General features: G+C 74.1%; 19 protein-coding genes. 4 read left to right on the forward strand and 15 right to left on the reverse strand.

Translation table 11 applies throughout. The annotated features are described in order from the left end of the window. Window positions 1–105 precede the first annotated feature (105 nt). The 4 genes from IE274_RS25295 to IE274_RS25310 are packed head-to-tail and all read right to left on the reverse strand — an operon-like array spanning window position 106 to window position 3,666. A complete protein-coding gene (locus IE274_RS25295; protein WP_190118185.1) occupies window positions 106–1,188 on the reverse strand; it encodes an NAD(P)H-dependent flavin oxidoreductase in 1,083 nt (360 codons plus the stop codon). Continuing rightward, on the reverse strand, window positions 1,185–1,961 hold the full coding sequence (locus IE274_RS25300) for a CoA-transferase subunit beta (RefSeq protein ID WP_190118186.1): 777 nt from the start codon (window positions 1,959–1,961) through the stop codon (window positions 1,185–1,187). The genes IE274_RS25295 and IE274_RS25300 overlap by 4 nt, the downstream gene beginning before the upstream one ends. Beyond that, entirely contained in the window at window positions 1,958–2,824 is an 867-nt protein-coding gene (locus IE274_RS25305) for a CoA transferase subunit A (protein WP_190118187.1), read from the reverse strand. The genes IE274_RS25300 and IE274_RS25305 overlap by 4 nt, the downstream gene beginning before the upstream one ends. After that, on the reverse strand, window positions 2,821–3,666 hold the full coding sequence (locus IE274_RS25310) for an enoyl-CoA hydratase family protein (RefSeq protein ID WP_190118188.1): 846 nt from the start codon (window positions 3,664–3,666) through the stop codon (window positions 2,821–2,823). Before IE274_RS25310 ends, IE274_RS25305 begins: the two co-directional genes overlap by 4 nt. 72 nt (window positions 3,667–3,738) lie before the next feature. Between IE274_RS25310 and IE274_RS25315 the strand changes: the two genes are divergently transcribed. Both IE274_RS25315 and IE274_RS25320 read left to right on the forward strand, forming a co-directional pair. Continuing rightward, the gene (locus tag IE274_RS25315; RefSeq protein ID WP_190118189.1) at window positions 3,739–4,506 is read left to right on the forward strand and encodes an SDR family oxidoreductase; all 768 of its coding nucleotides are present in this window, start codon (window positions 3,739–3,741) and stop codon (window positions 4,504–4,506) included. 13 nt (window positions 4,507–4,519) lie between these two features. Continuing rightward, the gene (locus IE274_RS25320) at window positions 4,520–5,488 is read left to right on the forward strand and encodes an SDR family oxidoreductase (protein WP_190118190.1); all 969 of its coding nucleotides are present in this window, start codon (window positions 4,520–4,522) and stop codon (window positions 5,486–5,488) included. Window positions 5,489–6,038: 550 nt separating this feature from the next. Here the strand turns inward: IE274_RS25320 and IE274_RS25325 are convergent. From IE274_RS25325 to IE274_RS25360, 8 genes are all read right to left on the reverse strand, one after another. Further along, window positions 6,039–7,541: a SulP family inorganic anion transporter gene (locus tag IE274_RS25325; RefSeq protein WP_229909801.1), complete on the reverse strand. Its 1,503-nt coding sequence runs from the start codon at window positions 7,539–7,541 to the stop codon at window positions 6,039–6,041. A gap of 136 nt (window positions 7,542–7,677) precedes the next feature. Next, the gene (locus IE274_RS25330) at window positions 7,678–8,007 is read right to left on the reverse strand and encodes a hypothetical protein (RefSeq protein ID WP_190118191.1); all 330 of its coding nucleotides are present in this window, start codon (window positions 8,005–8,007) and stop codon (window positions 7,678–7,680) included. A gap of 218 nt (window positions 8,008–8,225) precedes the next feature. After that, window positions 8,226–8,612 (reverse strand): hypothetical protein, encoded by a 387-nt coding sequence (locus IE274_RS25335; protein ID WP_190118192.1) that lies wholly within the window; start codon window positions 8,610–8,612, stop codon window positions 8,226–8,228. 138 nt (window positions 8,613–8,750) lie between these two features. Continuing rightward, window positions 8,751–10,175 carry a 3-carboxy-cis,cis-muconate cycloisomerase gene (gene pcaB / locus IE274_RS25340; RefSeq protein WP_190118193.1) on the reverse strand — a complete coding sequence of 475 codons (1,425 nt, stop codon included), beginning with the start codon at window positions 10,173–10,175 and terminating at the stop codon, window positions 8,751–8,753. Further along, window positions 10,172–10,732, reverse strand: coding sequence for a protocatechuate 3,4-dioxygenase subunit alpha (gene pcaG / locus IE274_RS25345; RefSeq protein ID WP_190118194.1), 561 nt, complete (start codon window positions 10,730–10,732; stop codon window positions 10,172–10,174). The genes pcaB and pcaG overlap by 4 nt, the downstream gene beginning before the upstream one ends. Beyond that, window positions 10,729–11,514, reverse strand: a complete 786-nt coding sequence (pcaH, locus tag IE274_RS25350; RefSeq protein WP_190118195.1) for a protocatechuate 3,4-dioxygenase subunit beta — start codon at window positions 11,512–11,514, stop codon at window positions 10,729–10,731. Before pcaH ends, pcaG begins: the two co-directional genes overlap by 4 nt. Beyond that, window positions 11,511–12,215, reverse strand: coding sequence for a CoA transferase subunit B (locus tag IE274_RS25355; RefSeq protein ID WP_190118196.1), 705 nt, complete (start codon window positions 12,213–12,215; stop codon window positions 11,511–11,513). Before IE274_RS25355 ends, pcaH begins: the two co-directional genes overlap by 4 nt. After that, complete coding sequence (locus tag IE274_RS25360; protein WP_190118197.1) at window positions 12,215–13,030, reverse strand: CoA transferase subunit A; 816 nt, start codon at window positions 13,028–13,030, stop codon at window positions 12,215–12,217. Before IE274_RS25360 ends, IE274_RS25355 begins: the two co-directional genes overlap by 1 nt. A 255-nt stretch (window positions 13,031–13,285) precedes the next feature. Here IE274_RS25360 and IE274_RS25365 point away from each other — a divergent pair, with 255 nt between their 5' ends. Further along, window positions 13,286–13,750 (forward strand): MarR family winged helix-turn-helix transcriptional regulator, encoded by a 465-nt coding sequence (locus tag IE274_RS25365; RefSeq protein ID WP_190118198.1) that lies wholly within the window; start codon window positions 13,286–13,288, stop codon window positions 13,748–13,750. Here IE274_RS25365 and IE274_RS25370 read toward each other — a convergent pair. From IE274_RS25370 to IE274_RS25380, 3 genes are all read right to left on the reverse strand, one after another. Next, window positions 13,737–14,714 (reverse strand): DUF3048 domain-containing protein, encoded by a 978-nt coding sequence (locus IE274_RS25370; RefSeq protein WP_190118199.1) that lies wholly within the window; start codon window positions 14,712–14,714, stop codon window positions 13,737–13,739. The genes IE274_RS25365 and IE274_RS25370 overlap by 14 nt on opposite strands. 51 nt (window positions 14,715–14,765) lie before the next feature. Next, window positions 14,766–16,580: a hydroxysqualene dehydroxylase gene (locus tag IE274_RS25375; protein WP_190118200.1), complete on the reverse strand. Its 1,815-nt coding sequence runs from the start codon at window positions 16,578–16,580 to the stop codon at window positions 14,766–14,768. Window positions 16,581–16,839: 259 nt separating this feature from the next. Next, window positions 16,840–17,913, reverse strand: a complete 1,074-nt coding sequence (locus IE274_RS25380) for an ATP-dependent DNA ligase (RefSeq protein WP_190118201.1) — start codon at window positions 17,911–17,913, stop codon at window positions 16,840–16,842. Window positions 17,914–17,987: 74 nt separating this feature from the next. Here IE274_RS25380 and ligD point away from each other — a divergent pair, with 74 nt between their 5' ends. Then, window positions 17,988–19,004, forward strand: coding sequence for a non-homologous end-joining DNA ligase (gene ligD, locus IE274_RS25385; RefSeq protein WP_190118202.1), 1,017 nt, complete (start codon window positions 17,988–17,990; stop codon window positions 19,002–19,004). Window positions 19,005–19,025: the final 21 nt, after the last annotated feature.

The raw sequence follows: 19,025 nt of genomic DNA on the forward strand, positions 1-19,025 counted from the left end.
AGCCGGAGCTGAGGCGCTGCTCGGTGGTTGATGTCGTGGCCGGGAGCGTCCCGATGCCGGGCGCGGCCCACCACCGCGCCCGGCCCACCACCACGCCCCGTCCGATCAGCCCGCTGCCTCCTCCGTCCACCCGACGCCCAACCCCCGCACCGTCTCCTTTGCCTCCCGCACCATCCTCCCCACCAGCTCCGCGCACGTCGGCACGTCCCCTATCAAGCCCGCCACCTGGCCCGATGCCATCAGGCCCTGGTCCGGATCGCCGTCCACCAGGGCGGACTTGAGCATCATGGGAGTGTTCGCCGCCAGGAGGACCTGGCTCCAGGTGAGGTCCTTGCCGTGCTTCATGGCCAGGCCGTCGCGGATCAGCTGGGGCCAGGTCGTGCCGGAGACGCGGCGGAACGCCGCCGCGTGGCGTACCGCGCGGGTCAGGGAACGCAGGGGGCCCGCGCGCTCCAGGGCGGCCACCAGGTCCGTGCGGAGCATGCGGTGGGGCAGGCCGTCCACGCGGGTGGTGACCGTGATGTCCTTGGTCGTCGCCGCGAGATAGCGGGCCTTCACCGCGTCCGGCACCGTCGACTCCGCGGTGAGCAGGAAGCGCGTGCCCATCGCTACGCCCGCCGCGCCGTAGGCGAGCGCCGCGACCAGGCCCCGGCCGTCGTGGAAGCCGCCCGCCGCGATCACCGGGATGTCCACGGCGTCCACGACCTGGGGCAGCAGCACCGTCGTGGCCACGTCGCCGGTGTGGCCGCCGCCCTCGCCGCCCTGCACGAGGACCGCGTCCGCGCCCCACGCCGCGACCTTCTCCGCGTGCCGCCGCGCCCCCACGGACGGGATCACGAGGACGCCGCCGTCCTTCAGCTCCGCCATCAGGTCCTTCGACGGGGCCAGCGCGAACGACGCCACCCGTACGCCCTCCTCGACCATGATCCGCACCCGCTCGCGCGCGTCCCCCGCGTCCGCCCGCAGGTTCACGCCGAACGGCTCCTCCGTACGGGACCTGACCTCCCGCACCGCCGCCCGCAGTCGCTCCGGTGTCATCGTCGCCGAGGCGAGGACGCCGAGCGCGCCCGCGTTCGCCACCGCCGACACCAGGCGCGGGCCCGCCACCCACCCCATGCCGGTCTGCACGATCGGGTGCCGCACCCCGGCGAGGCGGGTCAGGGCCGTGTGCGGGCCGGGTGCCGTCACCGTGTCCGCACCTCCCGCTCGCGCAGGCCGGACGGGTCCACCACGGCGCGGATCAGGTGGAGTTCGTGGGGGGACGGGGTGCGGGTGCGGGGGGTCGCGAGGGGCACCTGCAACGGAAATCCCGTGGCTTCGTGGAGCTCGTCGGGTGTCACCCCGGGGTGGAGACTCACCACCCGCATCGCGTGGTCCGGTGTCGCGAAGTCGAAGACCCCCAGGTCCGAGACCACGCGGCGCAGCTCGTGGAAGCGCGTCGCCGACGGGCCCGCCGCGGCCGCACTGTCGTACCCGACCCCGCAGATCATGTCGACCCGCTCGACGAACACGCGCGGGGAGTGCCGGGGGATCCAGTAACTGACCGGGTTGTTGAGGGTGTTGACGGGGGCGCCGCGAACGCCGAGAAGCTGGCGGGTCGGGCGGCGCCAGTCGCCGACGCAGCTGATGTTCTGGTTGCCGAAGCGGTCGATCTGGCTCGCGCCCATCATCACGTGCCGTCGGCCGCCCATCACCATCGTCAGATGGCGGCGGTACGGCAGCCAGCCCTCCGTCACCGCGGACCGCGCCCCGACCGCGGGCACGTCCCCGGTCAGCAGGGCCTCGCCGTCGGTGAGGAGCAGGTCGGGCGCGAACGTCAGCCTGGCCAGGCGCGCCGCGATCGACGGGACCGTGCCCATGGGCGAGGCGAGCACCTCGCCGTCGCCGCGCCAGGCCTCGGCGCAGGCGACCACGCAGTACTCGGCGCGGGAGACCGTCGAGGGCGCTGTCGTCGCCGTCATCGCTGCTCCTTGTGCCAGGCCTCGACGGCCAGGTGGTAGTCCTCCTCGCCGGTGCCGGAGAGGAAGCGGGCGCTGAAGTCCCCCCAGGTCCCCGGGGTGCGCGCGGCGGTCGCGTACTCCTTCTGGAACGCCTCGTCACGGCCGTAGTCCGGCACGCACGACGTGAAGTGCGCGCCCCTGGGCGTCTCGGCCACGCCCGTCACCGCGTGCCGGGAGACGAGCAGCGTCTGCGGCGCTGCGTCCCGGGTCAGCTCGGCCGTGTCGACGATCCGCTCGCACGTCATGTACGCCGTGTCGGCCGCCTCGCAGAACAAGTCGTCGAAGTATGGATCGGGGCCCAGATACTGGCCGTTGCCCAGGGCGTCCGCGCGGTTCAGGTGGACCAGGGCGGCGTCCATGCGCAACGCGGGCACCGCCACCAGCTCCTCCCCGTCCGCGTAAGGCGAAGTGACCGTCCGCAGCGACGGGTTGACGCGCAGCACGTCCGAGCCGAGGCCCGCGCGGATCGGCAGGAACGGCAGCCGCTGGGCGCCCGCCGTCAGGCCCTGCATGAACATCGCCTCGTCCAGCTCGACGAGTTCGAAGGCGCCGCGCTCGCGGGCCGCGCGGAAGTGCGGCTCCAGGGGGATCGAGTCGAGCGTCACGAACGCCGTGACCAGCCTGCGGATCCGGCCCGCCGCGGCGAGCAGCCCCACGTCGGGGCCGCCGTACGCCACCACCGTCAGGTCCGTGACGTCCGAGCGCAGCAGCGCCCTCACCAGCGCCATCGGCTTGCGGCGCGAGCCCCAGCCGCCGATGCCGAGCGTCATGCCGCTCTCCAGGCGCCCCACGATCGCGTCGGGCGTCATGACCTTGCCGCTCATGCCCGGTCCCCCTCCTTCTCCTTGCCGCGGACGTCCTCGGTACCTAAGCCCTCGCTGCCGTCGCTGTCCGGGCCCTTGCCTTCGAAGCCCGTGCCGCCGAAGCCCGTGCTGCCGAAGTCCGCACGGACGCGGTCCGCCAGGCCGCTCAGGTTCGCCTCGAACGTGAAGCCCTGCTCGAAGCGGTAGCTGCGGTGCACGTCGACCGGGTCGATGCCGTTGATCGCGGCCTTGGCCAGGCGCAGCAGCGTGCCGTCCTTGCGGGCGATCTCGTGGGCCAGGTCCAGGGCCGCCGCGTGCAGCTCCGCGCGCGGGACCACCCGCCACACCGAGCCGTGGGCGTGCAGTTCGGCGGCGGTGGCCGTGCGCGAGGTGTAGTACAGCGCGCGCATCAGGTGCTGGGGCACCAGGCGGGCCAGATGGGTCGCGGCGCCCAGCGCGCCGCGGTCCAGCTCCGGAAGGCCGAACGTGGCGTCGTCGCTCGCCACGATCGCGTCCGCGTTGCCCACCAGGCCGATGCCGCCGCCGAGGCAGAAGCCCTGTACGGCGGCGACGACCGGGACCTCGCAGGCGTACACCGCCGAGAACGCCTCGTAGCACCCGTGGTTGGCGCCGAGCAGCGCGGCGTGGCCGGGGTCGCGCTGCAACTCCTTGATGTCCACGCCCGCGTTGAACCCCCGGCCCGCCGCGGCGAGCACGACGCAGCGGACGCCGGGGTCGCGGCCCGCGGCCCGCACCGCGTCCGCGAGGTCGTACCAACCCCGCACGGGCAGGGCGTTGACCGGTGCGTAGTCGACGGTGACGACGGCCACGCCCCCGTCCGGAACCGAGGTGGAGACAGGCATCAGAGGATCCGCTACCTTTCAACCAGAGCTCTCAACCAAACATTTGTTAGTTGCCTTCGAAAGGTAGCAGCCATGACTGACAAGGGACAGATGGTCGTGGTCACCGGCGGCACCCGCGGCGTCGGCGCCGGCATCGCCCGCCGCTTCCTGGCCGCCGGGGCGCGCGTCGTGATCTGCGCCCGCAGGCCACCCGCCGCGCCCGTCGAAGTGGCGGGCGTCGAGGCCGAGTTCCGTGCCCTCGACGTGCGCGACGCGGCGGCGGCCACCGACTTCTTCGCCGAGGTGGCGGCCGACCACGGCGGGATCGACGTCCTGGTGAACAACGCGGGCGGCACGCCCTTCGGGCTGCTCGCCGAGACGTCCGCCGCCCGCCAGACGAAGATCGTCGAGCTGAACCTGCTGTCCCCGCTCTATGCCTCCCTCGCCGCCTACGAGGTGATGCGCCGTCAGGACACCGGCGGCGCCATCGTCATGATCGGCAGCGTCAGCGGCACCCGCCCCTCGCCCGGCTCCGGCGCCTACGGCGCCGCCAAGGCGGGCCTGGAGAACCTGGCGCGCACCATGGCCGTCGAGTGGGCGCCGCACGTGCGTGTGAACACCGTCGTGCTCGGCCTCACCCGCACCGAGAGTTCCCATCTGCACTACGGCGACGAGGACGGCGTCGCGGCGGTGGGCCGCACGGTCCCGCTCGGCCGCCTCGCCGACCCGGCCGACGTCGGGGACGCCTGCGTCTTCCTCGCCTCCGACGCCGCGCGGTACGTCAGCGGCGCCGCCCTGCACCTGCACGGCGGCGGCGAGCGGCCCGCGTTCCTCGACGCGGCCTCCGTGAACCACGGCTGAAAGGGAGTTCGGCATGAGCGCTGACAGTGGGCCAGGACCAGGACCAGGGCCAGGACTTGACCCCGAGCCCGGACCAGGGATCTGCGCGAGGCGCGTCGTGATCGTCACCGGTGGGGGCCGCGGCCTGGGACGTGCGCACGCGCGCGCGTACGCCGCCGAGGGCGCCCGCGTCGTCGTCAACGACCTGGGGGCGGGTCTCGACGGCTCCGGCGCCTCCGGGGACCCCGCGCAGGGCGTCGTCGAGGAGATCCGCGCGGCGGGCGGCGAGGCGATCGCGCACTACGGGGACATCGCCACCCCGGACGGCGCCGCCTCCCTCGTCACCACCGCCCTGGAGACGTACGGACGCCTGGACACCCTCGTGAACAACGCCGGGTTCCTGCGCGACCGGATGCTCGTGAACCTCGACGAGGACGACTGGGACGCCGTCGTACGCGTCCACCTGAAGGGACACTTCCTGCCCCTGAAGCACGCGGCCGCACACTGGCGGACCGAGTGCAAGGCCGGGCGCGAGCCCCGCGCGTGTGTCGTCAACACCTCATCCGGAGCAGGCCTGTCGGGCAGCGTCGGACAGGGCAACTACAGCGCCGCCAAGGCCGCGATCCTCGGGCTCACCCTGGTCGCCTCCGCGGAACTCGCCGCCTACGGAGTGCGCGTGAACGCCATCGCGCCCGCCGCGCGGACCCGGATGACCGAGCGGACCTTCGCCGACACGATGGCCGCCCCCGTAGACGGCGGTTTCGACGCGATGGCCCCGGAGAACGTGTCCCCGCTGGTCGTCTGGCTCGGCTCGGAGGCCTCCGCCGGGGTCACGGGCCGCGTCTTCGAGGCCGAGGCGGGCCGCATCACCGTCATGGAGGGCTGGCGCCCCGGCCCGAGCGCCGACAAGGGGGCACGGTGGGGCGCCGCCGAGGCGGGCGAAGCGGCCCTGAAGCTGCTCTCCAGGGCCGAGCCGCCACAGCCGGTGTACGGGGCGCGCTGACTCCGGGGCGCACGCCCGGCGACCGGCACGGGAAGTCCGGCACCGGACGCCCGCGCCGCCCAGGGAGCTCGGCACCGGACGCCCGCGCTGCCCCGGGAGCCCGGAACCGGCGCGGGCGCCGCCGAGGCGGGCGAAGCGGCCCTGAAGCTGCTCTCCAGGGCCGAGCCGCCACAGCCGGTGTACGGGGCGCGCTGACTCCGGGGCGCACGCCCGGCGACCGGCACGGGAAGTCCGGCACCGGACGCCCGCGCCGCCGAGGGAGCCCGGCACCGGCGTCCGCGCTGCCCCGGGAGTCCGGAACCGGCGCGGGCGCCGCCGAGGCGGGCGAAGCGGCCCTGAAGCTGCTCTCCAGGGCCGAGCCGCCACAGCCGGTGTACGGGGCGCGCTGACTCCGGGGCGCACGCCCGGCGACCGGCACGGGAAGTCCGGCACCGGACGCCCGCGCCGCCCAGGGAGCTCGGCACCGGACGCCCGCGCCGCCCAGGGAGCCCGGAACCGGCGCCCGCGCTGCCCCGGGAGTCCGGAACCGGCGCGGGCGCCGCCCTGAGGATCACACCCCCGAAGCCACCCGCACCGGTTCCGTGCCCTCCGCGCTGTGCCGCGCCGCCCAGTTCTCCAGGGAGGTGCGGCAGGCGTGGTCGAGGTGGCGCAGGTCCGTCAGGTCCAGCTCGATCGGGCGGTCCTGGGGGAGTGCCTCCAGGGCGTCGAGGATCTTCGGCAGCCGCAGGAAGGTGGCGTTGCCCGACAGGTGGGCGCGGATGGGGCCCGCGCCCTTGTCGACGACGTCGACGTGCACGTGGGAGGTCTCCCACGCCGTCTTGACGATCGCCAGCGCGAGGCCGATGAGCACACCCTCGAACATGCTCACCGACACGATCGCGACGGCCGTCACCACCAGGACGACCGCCTCGCCCCGGTGCTCGCGCCACAGCCCCGCCAACTGCCGTACGGGCACCAGCTTGCAGCCCGCGTGCACCAGGACGCCCGCGAGCGCGGCGACCGGGATGAGGCCGAGCGCGGCGGGCAGCAGGGCCGCGAACAGCAGCAGCCACACGCCGTGCAGGACGCGCGAGGCCTTCGTGCGCGCACCGGCCTGCACGTTGGCGGCGCTGCGGACGATCACCGCGGTCATCGGGAGCGCGCCGAGGAGCCCGCACACCGTGTTGCCCGCGCCCTGCGCGACCAGCTCCTTGTCGTAGTCGGTGCGCGGGCCGTCGTGCAGGCGGTCCACGGCGGCCGCGCTGAACAGGCTCTCCGCGGACGCGATCAGCGCGAACGCGAGGACCGTGCCGATCGCGCCGAGGCCCAGGAGCTCACCGAACGCGCCGGTGCCGGGCGGCTGCACGGCGTCGATCAGGCCCTGCACCTCGACGGTCGCGACCGGCATCGAGAACAGCAGCGAGGCGCCGGTGGCCAGGGCGACGGCCGCCAGCGGCGCGGGGATCGTGCCCAGGAAGCCGGGCAGCCTGCGCCACAGGAGCAGGACCGCGACGGTGCCGGAGCCGAGCGCCAGCGCGGCGAGAGCGCGGCCCGAGCCGAAGGTGTCGGCGAGCAGCTCGGGCAGCCCTCCGATCTTCGCGAGCCCGCTCGCGGGGGCCTCCTGGTCCGCCATCGCGTACAGCTGCCCGGCGATCAGGACGAGCCCGATCCCGGCGAGCATGCCCTCGACGACGGCGACGGATATCGCGCGGAAGAACCGGCCGAGCCGCAGCGCGCCCATGGCCAGCTGGAGCAGGCCCGCGGCGAGCACCAGCGCGCCGAGCGCGGGGAGTCCGAACTCCCGCACGGCCTCGTACACGAGGACGGTCAGACCGGCGGCCGGGCCGCTGACCTGGAGGCTGCTGCCCGGCAGCAGCCCGGTGACGAGACCACCGACGATGCCGGTGATCAGCCCGAGTTCGGCGGGTACGCCGGATGCGACGGCGACACCCACGCACAGGGGGAGTGCGACGAGGAAGACCACGACGGAGGCGACGAGATCGTGCTGCCGGTCTCCGGAGACCTTTAACAGCGAACGGGCACGGAGAAGGGAACGGTCGAGAAAAGGCTGCATGGGGGAATGACTCCTGAGCGCCACGGGGGCGTGTCGGTGCTCGGTGTGACATGGATCGGCGCAGGTCGTCACGGCGACGCGGAGAGGCCGCGGGTGCGGGCTCTCTGGGGGCGCGGGCGCTGGTGACGGGCGCCGATCAGCAGCGGAAGACCTGGAGCAGGGCCGGGAGTTCGCTGCCCGCGGGTCTGCTCTCGTCGTACGCGACGACGCGCGGGCGGTGCGGCGGGGCGGGCACGTCCTGTGCCACGGGGGCGGCCGGGGTGACGCGGCCGTCGGTGACGGGGCACGCGTGCGGGCGGGCCCGGACCCGGATGTGTTCGAGGGCCGGCCCGGCGCCGGCCGGTTCGCCGTCGCCGCACGCCGTGTAGGCGACCGGTTGGCCCGTCCCGGCGGTCGCGTGGGCCCCCGGGGCCGGGGCGAAGCACTGGAGGACGATCAGGAGCACGGTGGCCAGGGCGGTGGGCACCCGGTGAAGTGCGCGGCGTCCGCCCGCTCGGGACACGTGCTCACCTCCGTGCGCGAAGCTCCATGGTCAAGTGGAAACTTAGGCTACGGATGTGTCACGGGGGTGACTTGACGGTGACAATGTGCGCCGTCTCACGTGCGAAGGGGCGACGCGGGAGGTGATTCCGGTGTGGCGGGCGCGCGGACAGCCACCCGCCACGGGCCGGTGGGGTCAACCGGTCAGGCGGCCGTGCAGATGACCCAGGCGGTCACGCTCTGATTGGAGCCGGTCGTGTTCTTGGCGGTCGCGAACCAGGACGCGCCGGAGGGCGTCGAGGAGGTCACGTAGGTGCTCTCGCCGCTGGTGCTCGCGCCACCGCCGGTGACCACCGTGCCCTGCGGGCACGTCACGGAGGCGAAGCCCTCGAGGCCCGGCGGGATGTTCTGAGCGATGCCCTGGTGCTGGGTGTGCGCGGCCCTGGGAGCCGCTTCGCGCTGCTCCGCCGACGTGTCTGACTTCCCTGGATTGTCTGGCTTGTTCGTGTCGATGCCCTGCGCGGCGGTGACGCCCGCCCCGGCCGCGACGATCACTAAGGCGGTCAGGGTGGCGATGCGGATGCGTCTCATCTCGGCCTCCACGAGCCGTGCCGGTGTGGGGCTCACAGCCTGCCCACGGGGTGGGCTCCGACGCGCCTTGTCACTCGCCCGAGGGAAGGAAAAACGTTCGCTCGGTGGGGTGTTCGGCATGTGTTCCGGTGTTCCGGGTCAACGTCGTTCCAGGGCGCGGTCGGTGAGGGCCGCGGCGCGGCCGGTCCAGCGGGCGGGGTCGGTGAGGTCGGCCAAGTCGGCTCCGGTGAGCTTGAGGCGGGGGACGGGCGGCCGTGCGGCCAGTTCGGCGGTCAGCGCGTCCGCGAGCGTCTCGCCCCGCTCCCGGACCCGCCTCGCCGCCGAGGCCACCAGGTCGGCCGCCCCCTTCCGGCCGAGCGTCGGTGCCAGCGCCGCGGTGACGCGCTCGGAGGTGATCAGGCCCTTGGTGAGGCCGAGGTTGGAGCGCATCGCGCTCGGATGGACGCGGAGGCCCGCGCACAGCTCGACCGCGTCCCGCGTCGCCCCTCCGACCAGCCGCAACAGGTCCCGCAGCGGCTCCCACTCGGCGTGCCAGGCGCCGGGCGGGCGTTCGTCGGCGGCGGGCAGCGAGGCGTACAGCGTGGCGGCGAGCGCGGGGGCGCGCTGGGCCGCGGCGGCGATCAGGGTGGCGCGGACCGGGTTCGCCTTGTGCGGCATCGCCGAGGAGGGGCCGCCGGTGCCCTCGGAGACCTCGCCGATCTCCGTGCGGGAGAGCGTGAGGACGTCGGCGGCGAGTTTGCCGAGTGCCCCGGCGGTGAGGGCGAGCGCCCCGGCGAGGTCCGCTACGGGGGTACGCAGCGTGTGCCACGGCAGGTCGGGGTCGGCCAAACCCAACTCCTGGGCGTACGCGGAGAGGAGACGGAGCGTCAGTTCGGGATCGTGCGGGCCGTCAGCCCCGTCAGCCCCGTCAGCCCCGTCAGCCCTGTACGCCGCCACCACCGCCAACGTCCCCACCGCCCCGCCCCACTGCACCGGCAGCGCCCCCCGCACCCCCACCACCCGGTCCCGCGCGTCCAGCGCCAGCGCCCGCCACCCGGCCGCCTTCAGGCCGAACGTCGTCGGCGCCGCGTGCTGGGTGAGGGTGCGGCCCGCCATCACCGTGTCCCGGTGGGTGCGGGCCAGGCGGGTCAACTCCCGCTCCAGGCACGCCAGATCGGGCCGGAGCAGGTCCAGCGTCCGCGCCGCCACCAGCATCGTCGCCGTGTCCAGGATGTCCTGGCTGGTCGCGCCCCGGTGGACGTACGGCGCCGCCTCCGGAGGCACCGCCGCCGTCAGGTCGGCCACCAGCGGGATCACCGGATTGCCGCCCGCACGGGCCCGCACCGCGAGGCCGCGCGCGTCGAAGCGGGCGGCGTCGGCGGCTGCGGTCACGGCGGCCGCCGCCTCGGCCGGGGCCATGCCCACCGCCGCCTGTGCCCGCGTCAGCGCCGCCTCCGCGTCCAGCAGGGCCTGGAGGAACGCCAGGTCACCGGTCGCCTCCTCGGCGGGGGACCCGGCCCGCCCGGGCGCCAGCAGCCCGACGTCGAGGGGGAGGCTGACGACGTCGGGGCCGTCGTCGCTCACGAAAACCCCAAGAACACCGTCTCGCCCTCCCCCTGAAGGCGCATGTCGAAGCGGTACGCGCGCGGCGGCTCGGGCAGGGCGAGGAGCGTGGCGCGGCGCCCCGCGTCCAGGGAGGCGAGGAGGCGGTCGGCCGGTTCGTCGCGCAAGTAGGCGCGGGTGTACAGGTGGTGGAGGAGGCCGCGGGCGAAGAGGGCGACCGAGAGGTAGGGCACGCCGCCCGGGGGGAGCGTGCGGACGGCCCAGTGGCCGTCCGCGTCCGTGGGCACGCGGCCGAAGCCCGTGAAGGTCACCCCGTCGCGGCCCGCCGCGCGCCCCGTCGCCGGATCGCGCCGCAGCGACCCGTGCGCGCCCGCGCGGGAGCCGTCCGGTGCGGGCTGCCAGATCTCCACGAGGGCGTCCGGGACGGGTTCGGCGGCGCCGTCGTACACGTACCCGTGGAGCGTGATCGCGTCCGGGTGGGCGCGGGGCGCGATCTCGCCGCCGTCGGCGAAGGGCAGCGCGTTGCCGTAGAAGGGGCCGATGGTCTGGGAGGGCGTGGGGGCGTGAAGGGGCGTCACCGGGCGTGGTCCTCCTCCGTGAGCGTGGCGGACGGGCCGTCCAGGACGACGTCCCAGCGGTAGCCGAGCGACCACTCGGGTACCGAGAGGCCGTGGTCGTACGCGGCCACGAGCCGCGCCCGCGCCGCCTCGTCGGTGACCGAGTGCAGGACCGGGTCGTGCGGCAGGAGCGGGTCCCCGGGGAAGTACATCTGCGTCACGAGGCGCTGGGTGAACGCCGTGCCGAAGAACGAGAAGTGCAGGTGAGCGGGGCGCCACGCGTTGATGTGGTTGCGCCAGGGGTAGGCGCCCGGCCGGACGGTGGTGAAGGAGTACGTGCCGTCGTCGTCCGTCAGACAGCGGCCGAAGCCCGTGAAGTTCGGGTCGAGCGGCGCCAGGTGCTGGTCGAGCCGGTGCGCGTACCGGCCCGCCGAGTTGGCCTGCCACAGCTCCACCAGCTGACCGCGGACCGGCCGCCCCCGCCGGTCCAGGACGCGCCCGGTGACCGTGATCCGCTCGCCGATCGGCTCCCCCGCGTGCTGCCGCGTCAGATCGTGGTCGAGCGCGGTGACGTCGGTCCCGCCGAACACCGGGCCGGTCAGCTCCACGGCCTCCGGGTCGCGGACGGCGACGAGGGGGGCGTGGGGGGTGCGGTGGTGGGTGCTGCGGTACGGCGGGTAGGCGATCGGCGGGTGGTACGGGGCCGTCGGCGCGGCCGGCGCCCGCGCCGCCTCCTCGGCCTTGGCCAGTTCCGCGTCCATTTCCTGCTGGGTCAGGCCGTCCGGCAGCGGTAAGGGGGTCATGTCCGGCTGCTCCTCCCTGGAGGGTGGGGAACGGGGGCGTGGGGCGTGTCGCTGGGGCGTGCCCCCGGGATGCGTACGGTCAGCTGCGCCGCTGTCTTCGCGACGACCTCGTCCACGCCGACGCCCGGCGCGCACTCGACGAGTTCGAGCCCGTCGTCCGTGACGTCGAGGACCGCGAGGTCGGTGATGACGCGGTGGACGCAGGCCCGGCCGGTCAGCGGCAGGTCGCACTCCTCGACGATCTTCGGGGAGCCGTCCTTGGCGGTGTGCGTCATCGTCACGATGACCGTGCGGGCGCCGTGCACGAGGTCCATCGCGCCGCCGATGCCGGTGACGAGCCTGCCGGGGACCGCCCAGTTGGCGAGGTCCCCGCGTGCGGACACCTGCATCGCGCCGAGTACCGCCACGTCGATGTGGCCGCCGCGGATCATCCCGAAGGACAGCGCGGAGTCGAAGTACGCGGCCCCCGGCAGCACGGTCACCGTCTCCTTGCCCGCGTTGATCAGGTCGGGGTCCACCGCGTCGGCCGTCGGGTAGGGGCCGACGCCGAGGATGCCGTTCTCGGACTGGAGGACGACCTGCACGCCGGGCGGCAGGTGGTTGGGGATGAGGGTGGGCAGGCCGATGCCGAGGTTCACGTACTGGCCGTCGCGCAGCTCGCGCGCCGCACGGGCGGCCACCTGCTCGCGGGTCCAGGGCATCAGGACGCACCGCCCGTCGCGCGCGACTCCGGACCGTCCGCCGCACGCCGCCCGGGACCGTCCGCGCTCACCGTCCGGTTCTCCACACCCTTGGCCACGGCTTCTTCCGGGCTCAGCGCCACCACCCGCCGCACGAAGACGCCCGGCAGATGCACCGCGTCCGGGTCGAGCACGCCGGGCTCCACCAGCTCCTCCACCTCCGCGACCGTCACCCGCCCGGCCATCGCGGCAAGGGGGTTGAAGTTCCGGCTGGACTTGGCGAACACGAGGTTCCCGTGCCGGTCGCCCCGCGCCGCCCGTACCAGCGCGAAGTCCGTGCGGATGGCGTGCTCCAGGACGTACGGGACGCCGTCGAACTCCCGGACCTCCTTGGGCGGCGACGCCGCCGCGACCCCGCCCCGGCCGTCGTACCGCACCGGCAGACCGCCCTCGGCGACCTGTGTGCCGACCCCGGCCGGGGTGTAGAACGCGGGGATGCCGCAGCCCCCGGCCCGCAGCCGCTCGGCGAGCGTGCCCTGCGGGATCAGCTCGACGTCCAGCTCCCCGGCCAGGTACTGGCGCGCGAACTCCTTGTTGGCGCCGATGTACGAGCCCGTGACGCGCGCGACGCGGCCCGCCGCGAGGAGCACCGCGAGCCCCGTGTCCAGGGCGCCGCAGTTGTTGGAGACGACACGCAGGCCGGTGACGCCGCGGGCGTGCAGTGCCGCGATGAGTACCGTCGGCACGCCGCCGAGCCCGAACCCGCCGACGGCCAGGGACGCGCCGTCGGCGATGTCGGCCACCGCGTCCGCGGCCGAAGCGACCACCTTGTCCATCCGGGCCGGCCTCGTCTCTCCCGTGCCGCGTGCCGGAACCCCGCGCCCGCGCGCTCGCCGCAACGCCCGCGCCCCGCGCCGGACTTCAGCACGCGAAGTTCATCAGCACACTGACTGTCTCTGTGGACCTCGGCTCACGCTCCCACCCGTGCAGGAAGCCGTCAAGGCACCGTCGGACCGGCTATCGTTCAGTGCACCGACGAATTCCCCGCGACCCGACGGGCGCGGGCGCACCGGCACGCGTGAGGAGCAGCCATGGCCGCGGTGGACCTGAGCACCCACCCGGGACACCTGGCCCGGCGCCTGCAGCAGGCGCATCACCTGCTGTGGAACGCGATGGTCTCCGAGGAGATCACCTCGCCGCAGTTCGCGGTCCTCAACGCGCTCGTCGCCGAACCGGGACTCGACCAGCGCGGCGTGGGCGAACGGGTGCGCCTCGACCGCTCCACGGTCGCCGACGTCGTCGGCAGGCTGACCCGCAAGGACCTGCTCGACAAGGTCCGCGACCCGCAGGACGGCCGCCGCGCCCTGCTGCGCCCCACGGCCGAGGGCCGGCGCGTCCACCGCAGGCTGACGGTGCGGGCGGCCCGCATGAACGAAGTGCTCCTCGCGCCGCTGGCCGACGACGAACGGACGGTGTTCCTCGGCCTGATCCAGCGGGTCGCCGACGCGGCGGAGCGCCTGCGCGACCCGCTGGCCGAGACCGTCACGCCTTCGTGAACACCACCCACACCGGCCCCTTCGCGAACGGCAGCGGCTTGCCCCCGGGCGTCGTGAACTCCGTCCCGTCGTCCGCGGCCCCGCGCTCCCAGCGCGCCTCGTAGGACCGGCCGTCGCGCAGCACCTGCGCCGTGCCCTCGCCGACCGTGCGGGTCAGCGGCGAGGTGTTGCCGGAGCGGTCGTGGAAGCGCGAGTCACGGATGTCGACGCGCTGGACCACCACCGTCGCGGCGGTCAGTGCCTTGCCCGCCGGGGTGCGGGCCGGGGTGCCGTCCATCGCGATGTGCCAGCGGCCCTCGTACTCGACCCAGGTGAACGCGAAGCGCGCCGACGGGAAGCGGACCGTGCGCCGGGTCTCCGGCTTGCCGCCCGCCGGGCGCGGGCCGAACGTGAAGCCGGTGCTGTCCAGGCCGCTCGCCTGCGGCCGGACGCCGAGCGCGGCGGGCCGCAGATAGAGGTTGTGCGGCGCGGGCTTGTCGTCGCCCCGGTAGTACGCGCTCCCGGGGGCCCTGCCCGGCGGCAGCGGCCGCACCGGCGCCCGGTCGATCAGCGGCAGGAGCTTGGACTGCGCGCCGGAGAACGCGAGCGCCGGGCGGTCGAACTGGCGAAGCAGGTCCAGGTCCGTCTCGCGGGCGCTGCGCACCGGGCCGACGACGGGCGGCAGCTTGGTCGCGTACACCGCCAGCAACCGGCTGAGCCCCGCCTCCACCTGCTCCGCGTACACGACGTCCGCCGCGTCCAGGCCCGTCTGCGGGCGCGCCGGACCGACGTTGTCGATCTTCACGGCGAGTACGCGGCCGTCCCCGGAGCCGGACCGCTTCCCGTCGCCGTCCCGATCCGTCTCCAGCGTGCAGCCCGCGGCGAGGGCGGCGAGCACCGTCACCGCCGTCGCCGCGCGCCACCCGCGTACCCCCGCCCGCACCCGTACCAGCCCCCGCACGCGTCCCTGTGCTTGCCGTGTCATGCCGGGGATGTACCCCGCAGGGGGGCGCTCAGCCCGGATCGTGGGCGCGGGTCACCCCAGATCGAGGAGATTGGGCAGCCCGAGCCGGTACCGGAAGCGGTCGTGGCGCTTGAGGCCCTCGATCTCCGGAGCGCGGTACATCGGCGTCACCTCGCACCGCTCGTGGTCCGAGCCCACCCGGTCGAGTAGGGCGTTGACGGCCTGCCGGGCGGCGGCGTTGGCGCCCTCCATGGTGGCGAGGTCGATGGCGACGGCCACGTAGTCGCCCGCGAGGAACAGGTTCGGGATCTTCGTCGCGGCCGACGGGCGGTTGTGCAGGGTGCCCACCGGGTGGATCAGGAGCTCGTCCTCGTTGGTCGGGTTCGGGCCGCCGATGCCGTCGACGCCCGGGTCGAGGAACCACGAGTGCAGCTTGGCGTCGCTCAGGGCCGTCTTGCCGGTGTCGTTGAGGGACGCCTTGAGCTGCGCCCACACCTCGCGGGCCACCTCGTCGCGCGTGCACTGCTTGGCCGTCTTGCCGTACAGGATCCCCGGCTTGTCCCACTCGGAGATGTCCACCGACAGACAGTCCACCGCCGTGCCGTCGCCGTAGTCCGCGGGGAAGTCGCGGCCCTTCCAGTGCGCGGCCTGCGCGATGCCGGTCAGCGACCAGGGCGAGTCGATGCAGTTGAAGTGGCCCTCGACGACGTCGGGGCGTTCCGTCAGATAGAACTGGATGCCCGTCATCCAGTCCGTCTTGAGCTTGTCGCAGCGCGCCAACTGCGGGTCCGCCGCCTTGAGTTCACGGCTCCAGGTGCGGCGGGCGTGCTCGACCGGCATGGCCTGTACGTAGTGGTCGGCGACGACGTCCTCGCGCTTGCCGTCAGGGTTCTCGACGACCGTCTTCGTGATCCGGCCGCCGCCGTACGCCAGCTCGCGGACCGTCCAGCCGATGTGGAACTCCACGCCCAGCGCCTTGAGATGCGTCACCCACGGGTCGATCCACGCCTCGTTCGTCGGCGCGTTCAGAATGCGGTCCGGCGGGCCGTCCCCGCCCCGCCCGAGCGCGTTGAACACGAACGCCTCGCCGAGCGTGCCGACCGTGCGGGTGCTGGCCTCCTCCGCCTTCGTCGCCACGATGTTGCGGGTCACGCCGATCGCCAGGACCCGCTGGTAGTCCTTCGACATCTGCTCGGCCCGCACGAACTCCCACCACGGCGTCGACTCCCAGTCGTCGTCGCGGCGCTCGTCGCAGCTCGTGAGGAACACCAGCGCGCGGTTCACGAAGTACGCGACCTCATGGCCGGGGATGCTGGTCGCCGTGTCAAGCAGGGCGGTGAGGGCGCGGGCGATGTCGTCCTTGGTGAGCTCCGCCGGGTCGCCCGTGTGCTGGGGGATCGGCAGCCGGATGTCCTCGCGGCCGCCGGAGCGGGCGAAGCTCATCTCGGGCGGGCTGACGAGGTTGTCCCAGACGCCGTTCTTGTTCCCGGGGAAGGGGATGCGCCGCATGGTGTCCGGCAGGTTGTGATAGATCCCCGGAATGAACCGGAAGCCGTGCTCCCCGGGAAGCGGCTTGCGATTCCCCTTCGCGCTGTTCGGTACGTCCATGCTGCGCGCCTTGCCGCCCAGGGCCCGGCGCTCGTACACGGTGACGGCGAAGCCGCGTTCCACCAGCTCGTGGGCGGCGGTCAGGCCCGCGACGCCGCCGCCGAGCACGGCGACGCGCCGACTGGCCCTGGGCCCCGCGTCGGCGGCGTGGGCCGGGGCCGGGAGCGCCCCGAGGCCCACCCCCAGCGCGGCCGCGCCGCCGACGGTCGCCGTCCGTGCGACGAAAGCCCTGCGGGTGCTCGTTCCCTGGGCGCCTGCGTGCGGCTCCGTGTGCCCCATACCCGTCCCCCTTACCGTCGGTAACTCGGTTGTCGGGGGCGGAGCTTACGGTTGCCGGCGGGGCGCCGGAAGCGGTGTGGGGCGCGCGGGGCGACGTTGGCGCGATTTCGTCTGCGGGGGCGTGGGGGTGCCCACCGCTACCGCGGCGGGTTCTCTCCCGCTCGCCCGTGACTGTGGGGCGCGTGGGGTGGCCGGGCAGCAGGGTGCGACTGGCCCGGGGGTGCGGGCGCGCGGGGTGCGGGGGGTGTGCGGGCCCCGGCTAGGCCGGGGGTGAGCCGAGGACCTCGGTCAGGTCGTATCCGGCGGGCTCCTCCAGCTGGGCGTACGTGCAGGAGTCGGGCGTGCGGTCCGGGCGCCAGGCCCGGAACTGGGCGGTGTGCCGGAATCGCGCCCCGTTCTCCATGTGGTCGTAGGCGACCTCGCACACCCGCTCCGGCCGCAACGGTACCCAGGACAGATCCTTCTTCCCGGTCCACCGGCTCACCGCCCCTGGCAGCCGCGCCCCCTCGTGGGCGGACTCCTCGGTCCACGCGGCCCACGGATGCCCCGCCACGGACTCCATCCGCAGCGGCTCCAGCTCCGCCATCAGCTCGGCCCGCCGCTTCATGGCGAAGGCCGCGCACACCCCGACGTGCTGCAACGTCCCCCCGTCGTCGTACAGGCCGAGCAGCAGCGACCCCACCACGGGCCCGCTCTTGTGGAAGCGGAAGCCCGCGACGACGCAGTCCGCCGTCCGCTCGTGCTTGATCTTGTACATGAGGCGTTCGTTCTGCCGGTACCGCAGGTCCAGCGGCTTGGCGATGACCCCGTCGAGCCCGGCGCCCTCGAACTCCTCGAACCACCGCTCGGCGACCTCCCGGTCGAGGGTGGCGGGAGCCAGGTGCACGGGCGCGCTCACACCCTCAAGGGCCCTGGTCAGAAGTGCGCGGCGGTCGGTGAGGGCGACGTCGAGCAGGGACTCGTCGAAGAGGGCGAGCAGGTCGAAGGCGACGAAGGACGCCGGGGTGCGCTCGGCGAGCAGCCGCACCCGGGACGCGGCGGGATGGATGCGCTCGGTGAGGGCGTCGAATTCGAGCCGCCCCCCGCGCGCGATGACGATCTCGCCGTCCAGCACGCACCGCTGCGGCAACCGCTCCCGCAGGGCTTCGACCAGCTCGGGAAAGTACCTGGTCAGCGTCTTGCCACTGCGGCTGCCCAGTTCCACTTCGGAGCCGTCCCGGAAAACGACCGCACGGAACCCGTCCCACTTCGCCTCGTACTGCATGCCGGGCGGAATCCGCGCCACGGACTTGGCGAGCATGGGCTTCACGGGCGGCATCACCGGGAGATCCATGCTCCGATTCTGCGGCGCGGCGGTCGATATCGCCCGGTATGCGGCATTTGCCGGGCGCGGCTACCGTGGCTCGCATGGGCGCCGGAGCGGCGGTGGAGCTGACGGCTGGCGGGCGGCAGGTGCGGCTCTCCAGCCCCGACCGCGTGCTGTTCCCCGAGCGCGGCTTCACCAAGCGGGACCTCGCCGAGTACTTCATCGCCGTCGGTGACGGCATCCTGCGGGCCCTGCGCGACCGGCCGACCACCCTGGAGCGCTACCCGGAGGGCCTCGGCGGCGAGCACTTCTACCAGAAGCGTGCCCCCAAGAACCTGCCCGACTGGATCCCCACCGGCACCATCACCTTCCCCAGCGGCCGCACCGCCGACGAGATCTGCCCCACCGAGGTCGCCGCCGTCGTCTGGGCCGCCCAGTTCGGCACCTTCACCTTCCACCCCTGGCCGGTCCGCCGCGCCGAGCCCGACCACCCCGACGAACTGCGCATCGACTTGGACCCGCAGCCGGGCACCGACTACGCCGACGCCGTCCGCGCCGCCCACGGACTCAGGGAAGTCCTCGGCGACTTCGGCCTTCGCGGCTGGCCCAAGACCTCGGGCGGGCGCGGCATCCACGTCTTCGTGCCCATCGCGCCCCGCTGGACGTTCGTCGAGGTGCGGCGCGCCGCCATCGCCTGCGGCCGGGAACTGGAGCGGCGCCATCCGGACGCGGTGACCACCGCCTGGTGGAAGGAGGAGCGCGGCGAGCGCATCTTCGTCGACTTCAACCAGACCGCCCGGGACCGCACCATCGCCTCCGCCTACTCGGTGCGCGCCCGCCCGGGCGCCCCCGTCTCCGCACCGCTGCGCTGGGACGAGATCGACGACGCCGTGCCCACCGACTTCGACATCGGCACCATGCCCGGCCGCTTCGCCGAGGTCGGCGACGTACACGAGGACATGGACGAGCACGCCTTCTCGCTGGAGGGGCTGCTCGAACAGGCCGACCGCGACGAGCGCGACCACGGCCTCGGCGACCTGCCCTATCCGCCGGAGTACCCGAAGATGCCGGGAGAGCCGAAGCGGGTCCAGCCGAGCCGTGCGAAGCACGACGACTGAACCCGCTCCAGCTCCCCGTTC

Origin of the sequence: Streptomyces flavofungini (genome assembly GCF_014650815.1) — a bacterium.
GTDB lineage: Bacteria > Actinomycetota > Actinomycetes > Streptomycetales > Streptomycetaceae > Streptomyces > Streptomyces flavofungini.

Excerpts from the sequence above, each read along its gene's own strand:
- IE274_RS25320 (WP_190118190.1), top strand. The coding sequence starts at position 4,520 with ATGAGCGCTGACAGTGGGCCAGGACCAGGACCAGGGCCAGGACTTGAC.
- IE274_RS25355 (WP_190118196.1), bottom strand. The coding sequence starts at position 12,215 with ATGCCCTGGACCCGCGAGCAGGTGGCCGCCCGTGCGGCGCGCGAGCTG.
- IE274_RS25325 (WP_229909801.1), bottom strand. The coding sequence starts at position 7,541 with ATGCAGCCTTTTCTCGACCGTTCCCTTCTCCGTGCCCGTTCGCTGTTA.
- ligD (WP_190118202.1), top strand. The coding sequence starts at position 17,988 with ATGGGCGCCGGAGCGGCGGTGGAGCTGACGGCTGGCGGGCGGCAGGTG.
- IE274_RS25375 (WP_190118200.1), bottom strand. The coding sequence starts at position 16,580 with ATGGGGCACACGGAGCCGCACGCAGGCGCCCAGGGAACGAGCACCCGC.
- IE274_RS25305 (WP_190118187.1), bottom strand. The coding sequence starts at position 2,824 with ATGAGCGGCAAGGTCATGACGCCCGACGCGATCGTGGGGCGCCTGGAG.
- IE274_RS25335 (WP_190118192.1), bottom strand. The coding sequence starts at position 8,612 with ATGAGACGCATCCGCATCGCCACCCTGACCGCCTTAGTGATCGTCGCG.
- IE274_RS25365 (WP_190118198.1), top strand. The coding sequence starts at position 13,286 with ATGGCCGCGGTGGACCTGAGCACCCACCCGGGACACCTGGCCCGGCGC.
- IE274_RS25300 (WP_190118186.1), bottom strand. The coding sequence starts at position 1,961 with ATGACGGCGACGACAGCGCCCTCGACGGTCTCCCGCGCCGAGTACTGC.
- pcaH (WP_190118195.1), bottom strand. The coding sequence starts at position 11,514 with ATGACCCCCTTACCGCTGCCGGACGGCCTGACCCAGCAGGAAATGGAC.
- IE274_RS25380 (WP_190118201.1), bottom strand. The coding sequence starts at position 17,913 with ATGGATCTCCCGGTGATGCCGCCCGTGAAGCCCATGCTCGCCAAGTCC.
- IE274_RS25370 (WP_190118199.1), bottom strand. The coding sequence starts at position 14,714 with ATGACACGGCAAGCACAGGGACGCGTGCGGGGGCTGGTACGGGTGCGG.
- IE274_RS25315 (WP_190118189.1), top strand. The coding sequence starts at position 3,739 with ATGACTGACAAGGGACAGATGGTCGTGGTCACCGGCGGCACCCGCGGC.
- IE274_RS25310 (WP_190118188.1), bottom strand. The coding sequence starts at position 3,666 with ATGCCTGTCTCCACCTCGGTTCCGGACGGGGGCGTGGCCGTCGTCACC.
- IE274_RS25360 (WP_190118197.1), bottom strand. The coding sequence starts at position 13,030 with ATGGACAAGGTGGTCGCTTCGGCCGCGGACGCGGTGGCCGACATCGCC.